The organism is Streptomyces sp. NPDC057428 (assembly GCF_042803195.1).
Classification (GTDB): domain Bacteria; phylum Actinomycetota; class Actinomycetes; order Streptomycetales; family Streptomycetaceae; genus Streptomyces.
Genome location: NZ_JBHVCT010000029.1, coordinates 31,069 through 46,546, shown reverse-complemented (window position 1 = coordinate 46,546; position 15,478 = coordinate 31,069). Strand labels below are relative to the sequence as shown.

The 15,478-nt window shown below is 71.6% G+C and carries 17 protein-coding genes; 6 read left to right on the top strand and 11 right to left on the bottom strand.

Annotated features, from left to right (window positions below; translation table 11 throughout):
• Nucleotides 1–94 precede the first annotated feature (94 nt).
• The gene (locus ACFU5K_RS14410; RefSeq protein ID WP_384060625.1) at nucleotides 95–631 is read left to right on the top strand and encodes a hypothetical protein; all 537 of its coding nucleotides are present in this window, start codon (nucleotides 95–97) and stop codon (nucleotides 629–631) included.
• 97 nt (nucleotides 632–728) lie between these two features.
• On the opposite strand, the gene ACFU5K_RS14405 is transcribed toward ACFU5K_RS14410, so the two are convergent.
• Entirely contained in the window at nucleotides 729–1,352 is a 624-nt protein-coding gene (locus ACFU5K_RS14405; protein WP_384060622.1) for a hypothetical protein, read from the bottom strand.
• A 325-nt stretch (nucleotides 1,353–1,677) separates the two neighbouring features.
• On the opposite strand from ACFU5K_RS14405, the gene ACFU5K_RS14400 reads away from it, so the two are divergent.
• The gene (locus tag ACFU5K_RS14400; RefSeq protein WP_384060619.1) at nucleotides 1,678–2,340 is read left to right on the top strand and encodes a class F sortase; all 663 of its coding nucleotides are present in this window, start codon (nucleotides 1,678–1,680) and stop codon (nucleotides 2,338–2,340) included.
• A 102-nt stretch (nucleotides 2,341–2,442) separates the two neighbouring features.
• Here ACFU5K_RS14400 and ACFU5K_RS14395 read toward each other — a convergent pair whose 3' ends face one another.
• Nucleotides 2,443–3,291, bottom strand: a complete 849-nt coding sequence (locus ACFU5K_RS14395; RefSeq protein WP_384060617.1) for a polysaccharide deacetylase family protein — start codon at nucleotides 3,289–3,291, stop codon at nucleotides 2,443–2,445.
• Nucleotides 3,292–3,455: 164 nt separating this feature from the next.
• Here ACFU5K_RS14395 and ACFU5K_RS14390 point away from each other — a divergent pair, with 164 nt between their 5' ends.
• Nucleotides 3,456–3,917: a universal stress protein gene (locus tag ACFU5K_RS14390; protein ID WP_384060615.1), complete on the top strand. Its 462-nt coding sequence runs from the start codon at nucleotides 3,456–3,458 to the stop codon at nucleotides 3,915–3,917.
• A gap of 35 nt (nucleotides 3,918–3,952) precedes the next feature.
• Here the strand turns inward: ACFU5K_RS14390 and ACFU5K_RS14385 are convergent, their stop codons facing one another.
• Nucleotides 3,953–5,164 (bottom strand): CapA family protein, encoded by a 1,212-nt coding sequence (locus tag ACFU5K_RS14385; RefSeq protein WP_384060613.1) that lies wholly within the window; start codon nucleotides 5,162–5,164, stop codon nucleotides 3,953–3,955.
• Nucleotides 5,165–5,421: 257 nt separating this feature from the next.
• On the opposite strand from ACFU5K_RS14385, the gene ACFU5K_RS14380 reads away from it, so the two are divergent.
• Nucleotides 5,422–5,991 carry a sigma-70 family RNA polymerase sigma factor gene (locus ACFU5K_RS14380; protein ID WP_384060610.1) on the top strand — a complete coding sequence of 190 codons (570 nt, stop codon included), beginning with the start codon at nucleotides 5,422–5,424 and terminating at the stop codon, nucleotides 5,989–5,991.
• Here ACFU5K_RS14380 and ACFU5K_RS14375 read toward each other — a convergent pair.
• Nucleotides 5,925–6,122 carry a zf-HC2 domain-containing protein gene (locus tag ACFU5K_RS14375; protein ID WP_384060608.1) on the bottom strand — a complete coding sequence of 66 codons (198 nt, stop codon included), beginning with the start codon at nucleotides 6,120–6,122 and terminating at the stop codon, nucleotides 5,925–5,927. The two genes, ACFU5K_RS14380 and ACFU5K_RS14375, sit on opposite strands and share 67 nt — an antisense overlap.
• Nucleotides 6,123–6,233: 111 nt before the next feature.
• Between ACFU5K_RS14375 and ACFU5K_RS14370 the strand changes: the two genes are divergently transcribed.
• Nucleotides 6,234–6,740, top strand: coding sequence for a hypothetical protein (locus ACFU5K_RS14370; protein WP_384060605.1), 507 nt, complete (start codon nucleotides 6,234–6,236; stop codon nucleotides 6,738–6,740).
• A 41-nt stretch (nucleotides 6,741–6,781) separates the two neighbouring features.
• Here ACFU5K_RS14370 and ACFU5K_RS14365 read toward each other — a convergent pair whose 3' ends face one another.
• The 4 genes from ACFU5K_RS14365 to ACFU5K_RS14350 all read right to left on the bottom strand — a co-directional run bounded on the left by ACFU5K_RS14365 (nucleotide 6,782) and on the right by ACFU5K_RS14350 (nucleotide 10,670).
• Complete coding sequence (locus tag ACFU5K_RS14365) at nucleotides 6,782–8,008, bottom strand: sensor histidine kinase (RefSeq protein WP_384060603.1); 1,227 nt, start codon at nucleotides 8,006–8,008, stop codon at nucleotides 6,782–6,784.
• Entirely contained in the window at nucleotides 8,005–9,495 is a 1,491-nt protein-coding gene (locus ACFU5K_RS14360) for a cation acetate symporter (protein WP_384060601.1), read from the bottom strand. Before ACFU5K_RS14360 ends, ACFU5K_RS14365 begins: the two co-directional genes overlap by 4 nt.
• Nucleotides 9,492–9,854 carry a hypothetical protein gene (locus ACFU5K_RS14355; RefSeq protein ID WP_384060598.1) on the bottom strand — a complete coding sequence of 121 codons (363 nt, stop codon included), beginning with the start codon at nucleotides 9,852–9,854 and terminating at the stop codon, nucleotides 9,492–9,494. The genes ACFU5K_RS14360 and ACFU5K_RS14355 overlap by 4 nt, the downstream gene beginning before the upstream one ends.
• 63 nt (nucleotides 9,855–9,917) lie before the next feature.
• Nucleotides 9,918–10,670: a LytR/AlgR family response regulator transcription factor gene (locus ACFU5K_RS14350; protein WP_384060595.1), complete on the bottom strand. Its 753-nt coding sequence runs from the start codon at nucleotides 10,668–10,670 to the stop codon at nucleotides 9,918–9,920.
• Nucleotides 10,671–10,742: 72 nt separating this feature from the next.
• Between ACFU5K_RS14350 and ACFU5K_RS14345 the strand changes: the two genes are divergently transcribed.
• Nucleotides 10,743–10,988, top strand: coding sequence for a hypothetical protein (locus ACFU5K_RS14345; RefSeq protein ID WP_384060593.1), 246 nt, complete (start codon nucleotides 10,743–10,745; stop codon nucleotides 10,986–10,988).
• Nucleotides 10,989–10,997: 9 nt separating this feature from the next.
• Here the strand turns inward: ACFU5K_RS14345 and ACFU5K_RS14340 are convergent, their stop codons facing one another.
• From ACFU5K_RS14340 to ACFU5K_RS14330, 3 genes are all read right to left on the bottom strand, one after another.
• Entirely contained in the window at nucleotides 10,998–11,858 is an 861-nt protein-coding gene (locus tag ACFU5K_RS14340) for an Fpg/Nei family DNA glycosylase (RefSeq protein WP_384060591.1), read from the bottom strand.
• A gap of 77 nt (nucleotides 11,859–11,935) precedes the next feature.
• Nucleotides 11,936–13,294 carry a wax ester/triacylglycerol synthase family O-acyltransferase gene (locus ACFU5K_RS14335; RefSeq protein WP_384060588.1) on the bottom strand — a complete coding sequence of 453 codons (1,359 nt, stop codon included), beginning with the start codon at nucleotides 13,292–13,294 and terminating at the stop codon, nucleotides 11,936–11,938.
• Nucleotides 13,295–13,414: 120 nt separating this feature from the next.
• Nucleotides 13,415–15,478: a SpoIIE family protein phosphatase gene (locus ACFU5K_RS14330; protein WP_384060586.1), complete on the bottom strand. Its 2,064-nt coding sequence runs from the start codon at nucleotides 15,476–15,478 to the stop codon at nucleotides 13,415–13,417.

Sequence of the window (15,478 nt, the reverse complement as noted above, 5' to 3'; positions counted from 1 at the left end):
TGCGACGCTTCTACCGTTCGGGCATCGAGGTGCATTTCCCATACTTTGCGGAAACCCGTTCCGCGGCTGCCCCTCGGGACCCGGAGGATTCACCATGCGCGCGATACGTGTCGCACCCGTCGCCCTGCTGGGCGCCGCCGCCTGCCTTTCTATGGCACCGGCCGCATCGGCCCATACGCTCACCGGCGGCACGTCCACCTCGTTCACTCCGACCATCACCCCCTCGACGGTCGCCCCGGGAGGGTCGGTCACCCTCGGCGCCATGGGCTGTACCAGTGACGCGACCGCTTTCTCGGGTGTTTTCGACACGACGACCATCCCACGGGGCAGGTCGGCGACCGCCACCGTCGACCGGGAGGCCAGGAGGGGCGCTGTCTACGAGGTGACCTTCCGCTGCGGATCGACCACCCGGTCGGCGAACCTGACCATCTCGGGTGGCGCCACCAGCACCCCGACGACCTCTCCCACCACCAGCTCCACCGCTTCTCCCAACGGAGTAATGGGCGGCCTCGGCGGCAGCATCGACACCATGGACCCCGCGGAGATCGCAGCCGGGTCGGCTCTGGTGGCGGCGGCGTCGGCCGGCGCCTTCTACGTCCTGCGCAAGCGGCGCACCAGCCGTCAGCACTGACGGCACGGCGCCTCTTGCGGACATACGACAGTCGCCCCGGGTCCTGTCCAGGACTCGGGGCGACGGGCGTATCGGGCCGGGCAGGAGCTTCGACGCGTCAGATCGCCGCATTGCTCATCCGGCGACGGACGACGAAGACGGCACCACCCAGGGCTGCTGCGGCGACGAGACCGCCACCCACCTGCATCTCGACCGAGCTGGGACCCATCGAGCCACCGAGGCCGCCCTGCGCGCCGCGGGACGGGAGCACGGTGAAGCGGGCCGTGGCGACCGAGTCGTGCTGGTCACCGCGGTTGCCGGAGTCGTTGCCGCGGTCGTTCCCGCGGTCGTTGCCACCGTCGCCCCCGTTCCCGCCGTTGCCCCCGTTCCCACCGTTGCCGCCGCCGAAGTTGTTGTCGCCGCTGTTGCACCTCACGGACAGGCTGTACTGACCCGGCGTCGCGTCGTGCCGGATGTGCGCCGTGGCGTAACCGACCCGGCCCGGGGACAGGTTCACCGTGGGGAACGCGTTCGACCACACCCGGCCGCCGGAACGGCCGCAGCCCTCCGCGCTGACCTTCATCGTGGCGCCCTGGTGGACCGAGGACGGGTTGACGGTGACGTTGGTCGGGAAGTTGCTCGGGTTGCTGCCCGGGCCGCCGCCGGCGGCGGCCAGCGGAGCGGCCAGCCCGACCGCCGCGAAGGCGGTCGCGGTCACCGCGAGAGCGCGTGAAGCACGCATCGTTGAACCTCCAGCGGGAAGCGCGCCCCGGAGTCCTGCCCTCCGGGATCTGTCGAAGAAAACGCATCCCATGACGAACACTCACTAAATACTGCAAGCCGCGCATTTCGACACTGCTCCACCCCGGTGAGCCGACACGCCGGGCGGCGTACCTCTGATCTGACGGACTCGCAGGTCACGGACCGTCAGAACTTTTATCCGCTGATTACTCCGAAGAGAAGGCGGTGTCGGTCGGCCCCGGCCGGCCGACACCCGTTCGCCCTTCCCTGATGGCCGCCGCGGACACCCGCGCCTAGCGTGGCGATGTCGCGACGAAGGGAGAACCATGGGCCGGGACCAGTGGGGCGGCGAGCGGATCAGACGTACACCGTGGGGTGCGATCGCCCTGGTGATGCTCACCGGGCTCGCGCTGATGCGCAATGGCGCGGAGACCTCACCCGGACCACCGCAACCCGCCGCCGCGGCTTCGGTGGCCGGCCCGCGGGACACACCCCCGTCCGCCCCGGTCGACGGTGAGCCGGTGCAGCCCCTGGCGTACGCCCCGGCCGAGCGCGTACAGATCCCCTCGATCCAGGTCGACGCCCCGATCGTGGACGTCAACCTGGACCCCGCCGGCTGGATCGAGGCACCGCCCGCCCAGGACCCCAACCTCGCGGGCTGGTACCAGAACGGCATCGCGCCTGGCCAGCGCGGAACTTCCGTCCTGGTGGGCCACGTCGACAATCTGGCGGGCCCCGCGGTCTTCTACGGCCTGGGCTCGCTCAGCAAGGGGCAGCACATCGAGGTGTCCCGCTACGACAACCGCACCGCGGTCTTCGAGATCTACGGCGTCGAGGTGTTCGCCAAGGATGACTTCCCCGGGCCCAGGGTGTACGGCGACACCGGCTACGCCGAGCTGCGGGTCATCACATGCGGCGGGGGCTACACGAAGGCCAACGGCTACGACGGCAACGTGGTGGTGTTCGCCCGGCTGGTCGAGACGCGCTGACAGGTCCCTCCGCCTCGCCTCCACCCCGCGACCGTCGGAACCGGGGGCCGCCCCGCTCCCGGGAACGGGGCGGCCCGCCCCCGGGCCCCCGTGTCACCTCGCTCAGACCCGCCGCGGGACCGTCGGGTGATAACCCCTCTCGATGAGTGCGGGCAGGTACCGCCGCAGGGCCGCCACGCTCTGGGAGCGGTTGCCGCCCGCGTCGTGCGAGAGGACCACGACGCCGGGAGCCGCACCCTTCTTGACCCTGCGCACGATGGTGTCGGCACCCGGCTCGGTCCAGTCCAGGGTGTCCACGGTCCAGGCCATCGGTTCCATGCCCATCGAGGCGCCGATCTCGAAGGAGTTGCGGTTCCAGGCGCCGTAGGGGGCCCGGTACCAGAGCGGTGGGGCACCCACCGCCTTCTCGATGACCTCGCTCGTGCTGCCCAGCTCCTCGCGGATACCGGCCCGCGAGAGCTTCGGGATCAGCGGGTGCGACCAGGAGTGGTTGCCGACCACGTGCCCGTCGTCGGCCATCTCGCGGAGCAGGTCCCGGTTGTCCGCCGCCATCTCGCCGCAGACGAAGAACATCGCGCGGACGTCGTACCTGCGCAGGACGGCCAGGATGTCCGGGGTGTACCGCGGGTCGGGACCGTCGTCGAAGCTGAGGACCATGGCGTCGCCCCCCAGCTCCGGCATTTCCTCGAAGGGCCGGGTGCGGACGGGGGGCGGGGCGGGCCGGAAGCGGGACGGGGCCCCCGCGGTCATGGGTCGCAGCCGGTAGGCGCCCGGGCCCGCCTGCGCGCTCGCCGGAGGTCCAGCCGCCGGGGCCGGCTGCGGCTCGCCACCCGGGCGAGCGGGCGTACCCGCCGGATCCGCCGCGATCATGTGCACGGCCGTGGCGGCCCCGAGCGCAAGGGCCAGGCGCAGCAGCGTTCGGCGGTCCGCTGAAATCTGATCATGCTTCATGAACAACTGCTCGCACGGAGTTGCGCCGGCACCGCTCGACGACACCGGGGAGGTCACGTATTGCACCCGATGGATGCAGTGCACACGCGGTCTTCACCGCGGGCTGCGCCGCGCAGGTGGAGGCGGCGGCGGTGCGCGTGGCGACAGCGGCTACCCTCGTGGCCGTGGCAGAACAGCAGGAAGACCGCTTCGAGCGCGGCACGGACGGCCCCAAGGTGATCGTCGCGGGCCTCGACGGTTCCGAGTCCTCGATGCGGGCCGCGGCCTACGCCGCGGGCCTGGCACGCCGGCAGAACGCGATGCTCGCCCTCGTCTACGTCCAGCCGGTGATGCCGGCCGGCGCCGCCCTGGGCGCGCCGGTCGCCGACGCCACGGGTGAGGTCGCGGAGGGGCTGGTGAACGAGATCAGAAAGGCCACCGAGCGACTCAAGGACATATGGAACGTCCGCTGGGAGTTCCACACGTTCCGCGGTGATCCCTACAACGGACTCGTGACTGCGGCTGATGAACTGAAGGCGGACGCAGTGGTGGTGGGCGCCTCGGAGTCCGCCGGGCACCGCTTCGTCGGTTCCGTCGCCGTACGTCTGGTGAAGTCCGGGCGCTGGCCGGTCACCGTGGTGCCGTAGGACACCCTCCGGGGAGCCGGCCGGGCGCCCGCCGGTCACCGCCCCTCGACGAGTCCGTCCTGGGCGGCGCCGCGACTGAGGACGACGCGGCCGATGCGGTCGTGGATCCCGCGCAGCCGAGCGCCCCTCGCACCCGCCCCGGCGGATGCCGTCGGGGCGAGGCCGACGATCCGTCCCGCCTCCGGGTCGAACCACTGCGGTACGAATTCGGCCTTCGTCACGGCCCAGCGCCGCCCCGGTTCCACCGGCGGCGCGAAGGTGAAGCGGCCCATGGAGCTCTCCCCGGCGCGCGGGTCCTGGACCCCTTCGCGATCGGCCGTCGGACCGGCGATCTGGTTTCCCGCCCCGTAGACGATCCACGTGCCGTTGACCTTCTCGTACGCCTGCGGAACGTGAGCCCCGGTACCGAGGATCAGGTCGATGTCGGGACGGCCGCCGGTGCCGGAAGCCGTCAGTTCGCGGCCGAGGGTGTGCTGGACGTCGTCGGGAGCGTCCTGCCACTCGGTGCCCCAGTGCAGGGAGACGACCACCACGTCCGCACCGGCCTCACGGGCCTTCCTCGCGTCCGCGACGATCTGCGCCTTGTCGATCAGGCCGACCGCCCAGGGTCGCCCCGCCGGCATCGGGATGCCCGCGGTGCCCTGGGTGTAGGCGAGATGGGCCACCTTGGCCGCGCCCTTGCCCTTGCCCGCCACGAGCAGGGTGGGGCGCGACGCTTCCACCGCTGAACGGGCGGACCCGGCGTGGGCGACGCCCGCCTCGTCCAGGGCGTCGAGTGTCCGCCCGATGCCCTGGGAACCGTCGTCCAGGCTGTGGTCGGATGCGGTGGAGCACGAGTCGAATCCTATGGCGCGCAGGGCCGTCGCGAGCTCGGGCGGCGACTTGAAGGACGGAGCGCCCGTGTAAGGGCCTCCCTGCTGCCCGTACACCGTCTCCATGTGACAGATGGCCAGATCCGCACCCGAGACGGCTCGGGCCGCACCCTTCAGCATCGGGCGGAAGTCGTAACCCTGTCCGTCGGTGTCGTCCGCCGCCCGGTCGATGAGCGGGGAGTGCGGGAGGATGCCGCCCGCGGCCAGAAGTGTGAAGACACCCCCGCCGCTGTCCGCACCGTGCGCACCGCGACCGGCCGCGAGGTGGCGGCCCGCGAAGCCCGGGGGTGAAGAGGACGAACCGGAGCAGGCCGTCACTGTGGCCAGCAGGCCGGCGACAGCGATCGCCGCGGTCCGTCGGATGCGCTTCGTCATCAGCACGACTCCCTGTTCGGACAGTTCTAGCCATCCGACTACACATATATCCATACTGCCGAGTCAAGGACAAAAGCCGTGAAGTACCTGAACCGGCCGTATCGCCTGCGGATGACCGTTCACCGCACCATTCGCCGCTCCGTGCGACCGCTCGGCGCACGCCTCGGTGCACCGCCTGTTCCGCCGCGCCCTGATGCGTTCGTATACGCCAGGCGGGAGCGAGGCGTCAGGGGCCTCTTCGGGAAGGGACGTTCACCATGATCACCGCGACCACAGATGAACGGGAACTCGCCCGGATGCAGAGGGAACACGGGCCCGCACTCTTCCACTTCCTGCTGGGGCTGACGTTCGGTGACCGGCAGCGGGCGGAGGATCTGCTTCAGGAGACGCTCGTACGCGCCTGGCAGCACCCCGAGGCCTTCGACGCCCCCTACGACTCGATGCGTCCGTGGCTGTTCACCGTCGCGCGGCGCCTGGCCATCGACGCACGGAGGTCCCGCCAGGCGCGGCCGGCCGAGGTCAGTGACGTGGTTCTGGAGACCGCGCCTGCCCGGGACAACACCGCTGAGGCCGCGGCCCGTTCGCTGGACGTGCGCGATGCCGTACGGACGCTGAGCCCGGAGCACCGCGCGGTGCTCGTGCAGATCTACTTCCGCGGGCTCAGCGTGCGCGAGACGGCGCAGGTGCTCGGGATACCGCCGGGCACGGTGAAGTCCCGTTCGTACTACGCGTTGCGCGTCCTGTCGCGGAACCTTCCCGGCTATTCGAGCAGGTCCTCCTCGTCCACCAGCCCCAGCAGGGACGCCGCCTCCGCGACCTCCACGTAGGCGGCCGCGCACACCGCGCACCGCTGGAGGTGGCCGGCGACCGGACCGCTCTCGTCGGCGGCCAGGGCATCGAGCACATACGCGCCCAGCAACTGCCGTACGTGCGGGCCATCGCCGCGGTCGGCGGTCATCACACCTCGATTCTCCGGACGGATCCTGCCCTTCTGCCCACGCGGGGCACGCGCCCCCGGTTCAATGCTGCGTGTGGCCCGGTGCCGAGTAGACGAAAGAGGCGAGACGGGATGCGTCCCGATTACTGCGACGAAGCCGGCGGGGGCGGGCTGTTGGTGCCGATGGCGTGGATGTACTCCGAGTACATCGCGGACGAACTGCTCGTGACCGGGGACCTCATGGAGCCGACCACCCTGGAGTTCCGGGCCGGGCGGGACGCGCTCGCCCTGACGATCTTCCTCTCCGACGGGGCGGCGGCCGAGGGACTGCCCGCCGTGAGGGTGGACGAGCTGCGGCTGCTCACCGCGTACGGCGCGTCATGGCGCAGGTGGGTCTGCGCCCGGCTGGAGGCGATCGCGCGGCCCAGCGGTCCCGACGGGCGCGCCGACCCTGACCTGGCGATGGCACGCGCGGCCTGGCGGTGGCTGGAGGACACCGAACTGCTGGCCGCGGACCTCGACGCAATCGGCCCGGCACCGTGGGAGCCGGTGGGTGACGAGGACGGCGAGGCGCAGGTCTGGACGCCGGCGTGGCAGCTCGGTCTGCCCCTCGGGCATCTGGCCGTCCACCTCTACTGAGATCCCGGACGGGTGATGGTCCACCGGCCCCGCGCCGGTGGTCAGGAACCGTGCACACCCGCCCGGTACTTGGGAAGCCGCAGTGTGATCTTCGTGCCGGCTCCGAGGCCCGTCTCGATGACGAGCCCGTAGTCGTCGCCGTACACCTGGCGCAGGCGTTCGTCCACGTTGAGCAGACCGACGCCGCTCGATGTGCCGCCCTCCCCCCGCAGGATCTGCCTCAGACGTTCGGGATCCATGCCCGTCCCGTCGTCCTCGATGACCACCTCGGCCTCGGCACCGGCGTCCAGCGCACTGATCGTGATGCGGATCGGGACGTCCGCCCCCCGGGTCGCGTCGAGTGCCCGGGGGTGGGTGACGGCCCCCTCCAGGCCATGCTTGACGGCGTTCTCGACCAGCGGCTGCAGGCACAGGAACGGCAGCGCGACGGGGAGCACCTCGGGGGCGACCTGGAGGGTGACGGACAATCGCTCGCCGAATCGGGCCCGGACCAGCGCGAGGTACTGGTCGATGGAGTGCAGCTCGTCCGCCAGGGTGGTGAAGTCACCGTGCCGGCGGAACGAGTAGCGCGTGAAGTCGGCGAACTCCAGCAGGAGTTCACGCGCCTGCTCCGGGTCGGTCCGGACGAACGAGGCGATCGCGGCCAGGGAGTTGAAGATGAAGTGCGGGGAGATCTGGGCCCGGAGCGCCTTGATCTCCGCCTCGATGAGCTGCGTACGCGACCGGTCGAGCTCGGCGAGTTCCAGTTGTACGCAGACCCAGCGTGCCACCTCTCCCGCTGCCCTGGCGAGCACCGCTGATTCCCGGGGCGCGTAGGCCACAAGGGTGCCGAGGACGCGGTGGTCGACCGTCAGCGGAACGGCGACGGCCCAGCGCAGGGGGCAGTCGATGTCGCCGCAGTCACTGTGGAAGGCGGTGTCCCGGCCGCTGGCGAGGAGCGCTTCGACGTGGTACATCACGTCCTTGCCGTGGTGTTCCCCCTCTCCGTCCCACACGAGCATCCGGTCGCGATCGGTCATGCAGAGCGCGTCCGTGCCGAGCAGTGAGCGCAGCCGTCGCGCGGATCGGCGCGCGCTCTCCTCCGTGAGTCCGGCGCGCAGCGGAGGCGCGGCGAGGGAGGCGGTGTGCAGCGTCTCGAAGGTGGCGTGCTCGACGGGCGTGCCCACGTCGCTGGTGCGCACGGGACGGGCGGTGCGGCCGAGCAGGAAACCGGTCCCGAACAGCAGCAGCGCCAGCACCGCGATGGCGGCGATACCCGCCCCGGTCACCGCCCGCGCCCCGAGGTCAGCGCTTCAGGCAGGTGGAACCGTGTCATGGCGGCGTTGGTGCCGGGCGGTATCCGTCCCGGGGTCGCGAGGGAGACCAGAACCATCGCGAGGAAGCCGACCGGTACGGACCAGACGGCGGGCCAGGCCAGCAGGGCGTGCGGCCAGCCCGGCGGGCGGACCGCGCCGCTGACGGTGATGGCCACGGAGAGCAGGGCGGAACCGCCCCCGAGCAAGAGTCCGGCGCTGGCGCCGGGCGGGGTGAGGCGCCGCCACCAGATGCCGAGGACGAGCAAGGGGCAGAAGGAGGACGCGGAGACCGCGAACGCCATGCCCACCGCGTCGGCCACAGGCACCCGGCTGACCAGCAGCGAGCCCGTCAGCGGCACCGCTATGGCAAGGACGGTCGCCAGCCTGAAGTGCCGTACGCCGCGCGAGGGCAGGACGTCCTGGGTGATCACTCCGGCGACGGCCATGGTGAGCCCGGAGGCCGTGGACAGGAACGCCGCGAACGCACCGCCTGCGAGGAGCGCGCCGAGCAGGTCGCCGCCGAGGCCGCCGATGACCCGGGCGGGCAGCAGGAGTACGGCGGCGTCGGCGTCACCGCCGTGTATGAGCTCGGGCGCGTACAGCCGTCCCAGGGCCCCGTAGACGGGGGGCAGCAGATAGAACAGGCCGACCAGCGCGAGGACGGCGACGGTGGTGCGGCGGGCGTCGCGGCCGTTGGGGCTCGTGTAGAAGCGGACGACGACGTGGGGCAGCCCCATCGTGCCGAGGAAGGTCGCCACGATCAGCCCGTACGTCGCGTAGAGCGGATGGTCGGCCCGGAAGACGGACATCTGCTCGTCGAAGGTGACACGGGGCCGGCCGTCGCCCTGCCAGGCGAGCACGAGGAAGATCGCGGGCACCAGGAGCGCGGTGAGCTTCAGCCAGTACTGGAAGACCTGTACGAAAGTGACCGACCGCATCCCCCCGGCCGCGACGGCGACCACGACGACGGACGCGACCAGCACGTCACCGAGCCAGCCGGGCGCACCCGTGAGGGTCTTCAGGGTGAGACCGGCCCCCTGGAGCTGCGGCACGAGGTAGACCCAGCCCGCGCCCACGACGAAGACGCTGACCAGTCGGCGCACCTGACGCGATTCGAGCCGCCCCTCCGCGAAGTCGGGCAGGGTGTACGCCCCCGAGCGGCGCAGCGGCGCCGCCACGAAGACCAGCAGCACCAGATATCCGGCGGTGTACCCGACCGGGTACCAGAGCATGTCGGGGCCGTGCACGAGAACCAGGCCCGCGATACCGAGGAAGGAGGCGGCCGAGAGGTACTCACCGCTGATCGCGGCGGCGTTGAGGCGCGGCCGCACGGTGCGCGAGGCGACGTAGAAGTCGGAGGTCGTCCGGGAGATCCGCAGCCCGAAACCGCCGACGAGGACGGTGGCCAGGACGACGAGGGCGACCGCGGCGACCGCGGCCGGGTGTCCGGGTGGGCTCACGGTGCGGGGCGGCCTTCCACGAGCCGGGCGAAGTCGCGCTCGTTGCGCTCCGCCCTGCGCACGTACCACCAGGCGGCCAGCGTGAGCGGTGGGTAGGTGGCGAATCCGAGCACCGCCCATACGACGGTGTTGCTGTGCAGCGCCTCGAAGACGAGCGGCAGGGTTCCCGCCACGAGGGCGAGCACGGCGAAGGCCGTGAGTCCGGCCCTGAGCTGGCTGCGCATCAGCGAACGTACGTAGGCGCCGCCGAGCGCCGTCTGCTCGTCGATCTCCGACTGTGCGCGGTATCGGGGCAGCGGACGCACGCGCCGGGGCTCGCCCGTGACCACCTCGCGCCGGGGCGTGCTCTCTGCGGACATGGGCCCGGAGTGTAGGCGGCGCGGGTGCGCGCTGGGAAGGGGCCCGGGCCGGGTAGGGCCAGGTCAGCGGCCGGTCTGCCGCATGAGGAGGTCACGAAGGGCGCGGGTGTGTCGACGGCTGACGGCGAGCTCGGCCGCCCCGATGCGGACGCTCATGCTGCCCGCGTCGAGCCGGAGTTCGTCGATCCGGTTCAGTGCCACGAGGTGGCGGCGGTGGATGCGCACGAAGCCCCGGGAGCGCCAGCGTTCCTCGAGCGTGGTGAGCGGTATGCGGACGAGATGGCTGCCGGTCGCGGTGTGCAGCCGGGCGTAGTCGCCCTGCGCCTCGGCGTACGCGATGTCGTCGACGGGCACGAAGCGGATCACTCCCCCGAGCTCCACGGCGACCTGGTCGGCCGCGGTGTCGTGGACGGGCGCGGAGCGTTCGCCGACCTGTTCGGCGACTCGGCGCACGGCCTCGGCCAGGCGCTCGCGGCGGACCGGCTTGAGGACGTAGTCGACCGCCTTGAGGTCGAAGGCGTGCACGGCGAAGCCCTCGTGCGCGGTGACGAAGACGATGAGCGGGGGCGCGGCGAAACCGGCCAGGAGCTGCGCCACGTCTAGTCCGGTCAGGCCCGCCATGTGGATGTCGAGGAACACGACGTCGATCGCCGAGGGGTCATCCGGTCCCGCGTCGACGGCACCGCCGATACGGCGCAGCGCCTCGGTCGCGCCGGTGGCGCCTTCCGCGCTGCGGATGCGGGGATCGGCGCGCAGAAGGTAGAGGAGCTCCTCCAGGGCGGGTTCTTCGTCGTCGACGGCGAGTACGCGCAGCATGAGGCCGGAGTTTAGGTCCTGTCCGGGTGTGACGGCTTGAGTGATTCCCGGGTCCGTCGCGTACCTGAGTGCATGCGCGCCATCGAACCTCACCGCGACGCCGGAGCCTATGCACTCGGGGTGCTCGGGACTGCCGACGCCTTCCGTTTCGAGGAGCACCTGACGCGGTGTTCCGTGTGCGTGATCCAGGTGCGCGAGTTCGACGAGGTCGTGGACCGGCTGGTCGCCTACTCGCACCGGATGCCGGCCGAAGTCCCGCCCGCGACGGCCGGGCCGCTCGGGGCCTGGTGGCAGGGGCGCGTCCGCCGGTGGCACTGACCGCCCGGCCTACTTGAGCAGGCGGGACAGCCGCCGGTCGGCGAGGGGCTTGCCTCCGGTCTGGCAGGTGGGGCAGTACTGGAGCGATGAGTCGCTGAACGACACCTCCAGCACGGTGTCACCGCAGACGGGGCAGGGCAGGCCCGTGCGGCCGTGGACGCGCATGCTGCTCTTCTTCTCGGCCTTGAGCCGGCCCGCCGCGACTCCCCGGGATCGTTCGACGGCCTCCTGGAGGGTGGTGCGCATCGCGTGGTAGAGGTGGGTGATCTCGTTGTCACCGAGGGACGTGGTGAGTTTGAAGGGCGACATCTTCGCGACGTGCAGGATCTCGTCGCTGTAGGCGTTGCCGATACCCGCGATCAGGGACTGGTCGCGCAGGGCTCCCTTGATCTGCCGGCGTTCCCCACCGAGCAGCGTCGCGAACGCGTCCCGGTCGAAGGAGTCGGCGAGCGGGTCGGGGCCGAGTCGCGCGACCCCGGGGACGTCGGCGGGGTCGCGCACCAGATGGACCGCGAGGCGCTTGGTGGTTCCCATCTCCGTCAGATCGAATCCGTCGCCCCCGGCGAGCACCACCCGCAGCGCGAGCGGCCCCTTGCCGGGACGTGGCGGGGTGGCGGGGAAGCTGTCCTTCCACCGCAGCCAGCCCGCGCGCGCGAGGTGAATGAGCAGATGGAGGGAGCCGGCCGTGATGTCGAGGAACTTGCCGTGCCTGGCCACGGAGGTGACGGTGGAGCCCTGGAGGTCGGTCGGCGGCGGATCGTACGTCTTCAGGACGCTGATCGCGAGCGGGAGTACGCGGACGATCTCCTTGCCGACCAGATGGTCGTCGAGGAAGTCCCGCAGGGCTTCGACTTCCGGCAGTTCGGGCATGCCCCCAGCCTGCCGCACAGGACGCGCGGACGCATCGGATCACTCGGGCGCGTCAACAGGGGTGCGGCGACAGGCCGTCACGCGGGAGCGGGCACCGTGGGCAGGAGAGCGTGCAGCTCGCGGAGCTCGTCGTGCACCGCGGCCGCCAGCCGGTCGAGGTCCGGCAGCGCCTTGCCGTCGGCGACAAGTCCGACCTGAACCCTGCCGCCGTACGTGGACAGTGCGACGGCGAGCGACTGACCGCAGGCAAGCGGAGCCATCGGGTAGACGGCTCGCAGGGGGCAGCCGCCGAGCGAGAGAGCCGACCGCGGCAGGGGCACGCTTGTGACGAGCACGTCGAAGAGCATCCGGGCCGCGTTCCCGGCCAGCGGCGCCCCGAACCGGTGTGCCAGCGCCGGCAGCTGATCGGCCAGCACGGCGACCGCTCCGGCGCCGCGCAGGGGCCCGGCCGCCTTGTTTCGGTTCATCCCCGTGCGCACGAGGCGCAGGCGTTCCCGCGCGTCGGGTTCGCCGACGGGGAGCCCCAGGAGGTAGGCGGAGAGTCTGTTGCCGGTCGCAGCGCCGCCCGGCCGGCGGCGCGACACGGGCACTAGGGCGCGTGGGTCGGCGCCCGGCAGAGCCTCGCCCCGTTCGAGCATCCAGCGGCGTAGCGCGCCGGCGACCAGTGCGAGCAGGACGTCGTTGGCCGTGCCTCCCTCGATGCGACGGATGCGCTGCACGGTGTCGGCGTCGAGCTCAGCGGTGGCCAGGCGGCGTGTTCCGCTGGAGCGCGCGGTCAGCGCCGTCGATCCGCGGAGATCGAGGCGGCTGGCGCGCACGACGGACGCCCCTACGCCCAGTGCCCGGCGTACGTCGCCGAGCCGGTCAAGCGCCATACCCGCCGCCTCGTACGGGCCGGGCAGCCACGGACGGGGCGGAACCGGGTTCAGGCGGCGTACCGCGCCGCGGCCGGGGGCGGCGGACGCGATCTGGTCGAAGATCCCCGCGCCGATGGCGACGGCGCGCATCCCGTCGGCGAGGGCGTGGTGCAGCTTGACCAGCACGGCGAACGGGCCGTCGCCCGCGCTGTCCAGCACGTACATCTGCCAGGGCGGCAGGCCCCGTTCCAGTGGCTGCTCCATGAGCTCACCGGCGAGCCGCGTCGCCTGCGGCATGAAGTCGTCCCCGCTGAGCACGATCCGCCTGACGTGCCGGTGCACGTCGAAGTCCTTGTCGGTGAACCAGGCCGCGCCCCCTACGGGCAGCAGGACGTCGCGTACCCGCCTGCGCAGCCGGGGGATGGCGGCGGCGCGGGCCCCGAGCAGTTCGAGCAGCTCCCGCGGTTGCGCACCGGAGGCCGGCTCGAAGACGGCCAGCGCGCCGAGGTGCATCGGATGGGCATCGGTTTCGAGGTGCCAGAAAGCCAGATCAAGAGGTGCCAGGAGCTCGGTACTCAACGGGGCCTCGCGTCGTCGACAGCGGAACGGCGGGATCGAAGTCAATCCCTACAGGTCGGTTACGGTCAAGCATGGGCATATTACGTACTGTTACAGTCTGTCGGCGCCCTGACGACGGCGCTACCGGTGGCCCCGGATGAGGAATTCGCACCACACGCACTTGCCGTTGCCTCGGGACTCCACTCCCCACACATCGGTCAGCCGGTCGACGAGCATGAGGCCACGGCCCGACACCCCGGACTCCCCCGCCTCCCTGCGGCGCGGCAACGCGCTGGAGCGGTCCTCGACGTCGACCCTGAGGCGCCGCTCGGGTCCGGTGAGCACCCGGATGGTGACGATGGCGCCGCCGTCGGTGTGCATCAGCGCGTTGGTGATCAGCTCGTCGGCGGCGAGTTCGACCTCGTCCGCTCGCTCCTTGGCACCCCAGGCGCGCACCGCCGCCCGAATCATGTGACGGCACGAACTGAGCGCCTCGGGGTCGTTCTGTGCGACGTGCTGCTGGAGCCGGCCGCCCGGATGCGGGGCGTGGGCGGCGTTGCGGCGCAGGAGCAGCACCGCCATGTCGTCCTCGCCGCCGCGCTCGTCGATGACTTCGCAGAGCCGGTCGGCCAGTTTCTGCAGGTCCTCCGGCCCGTCGGCCACGGTCGAGGCGAGCAGCCGCATGCCTTCGTCGAGGTCGGTTCCGGGGAGTTCCACCATGCCGTCGGTGTAGAGGATCATCGTCTGGCCCGGATCGAGGTCTACGGTGCTGACGGGGTATTCGAGCCGCCCGAACTCGGCGGAGAGCCCCAGCGGCAGCCCGCCGTCCACGGGCAGCTTGCGGCAGCTGCCGTCAACGTCCCGGAGGGCGGGATCGACGTGACCGGCCCGGACCAGCTGCACCACTCCGGTGGTCAGGTCGGCCTCGGCATAGGTGCAGGTGGCGAAGCGGTCCGTGTCGAGCTCGTGTAGGAAGACGGAGGCCCGTGCCATCACCGTGGCCGGGCTGTGGCCCTCGGCGGCGTAGGCGCGCAGCACGATCCGGAGCTGGCCCATGACGGCCGCCGCGTGCGTGTCGTGCCCCTGCACGTCGCCGATGACGGCGCCGACCCGGCCTCCGGGGAGCGCGATGATGTCGTACCAGTCGCCGCCGATGTCGCGTCCCAGCCGGGCGGAGCGGTAGCGGACGGCGACCTGCGCCCCCGGCACCTCCGGGATCCGGCGCGGGAGCATCGCCTGCTGGAGGCCCTCGGCGAGGTCGTGCTCCTGCTCGTAGAGCATGGCCCGCTGGAGGCTCTGGGCGATCGAGCTGCCGAGCGCGACGAGCAGATTGCGCTCGTCGGCGGTGAATCCGGCCTTGTCGCCGTAGAGGAGTCCGAGCGCCCCGATGGGGCGGGCCTGGGCGATCAGGGGCATGTAGGCGGCGGCGGTGATGCCGAGGTGACTGATGTGCGGCCAGAGGATGGGATACGAGGCGGCGAAGTCCTCGGCGCTCTCGATGAAGCGTGGGGTGAGCGTGCGGATCACCTCACTCATCGGGTAGGGCTCGTCCACCCGGGTGTAGCGGGTGCCCTGCACGAACGCCCCCACGGGTCCGTCGGCCACGAGGTGGATGCGACCGGACTCCAGCAGGCCCATGACGAGGCTGGTGGCCCCCAGGTTGGCGAGACCCTGGGAGCTCTTGAGCACCTCGGTGACGTCCTTGACCGTCCGCGCGTGGGCCAGGGCGGCCGTGGTCCCCTCGACGAGGCTGGTGCGCCGGCGCCGTCCCTCGTCGACGGTCCGGCGGGCCGTGGACTCGGCCAGCTCCTGGGTGGCGTCGCGGACGATGCCGATGATCCGGCGGGGCCGGCCGGTGCCGTCCCGGCGGATGAACCCCTGGGTGTGGGTCCAGCATGGGGTGCCGTCGCGCCTCGTCCGGCGGAAGTACGCGCCGTAGTTGCTCCGGCCGCTCTTCAGCGCCTGGGAAACCAGCCCGTCGAGCCGCACCGCCTCGTCCGCGGGCACACGTTGCCCGAGCGTCGACGGATCGCCGTCGTACTCGTCGGCTCGCAGGTCGAACACGTCGAGGGCGGGCTCGTCCATGTGCATGAGGCCGCTGTCCAGATCCCAGTCGAAGCTGCCCATTCGGTTCAGGGCGAGGCTGAGATCCGGGTGGGCGGGCCAGTCGTCCGGGAGTGACAGGGCACCCGCCCGATCATCCAT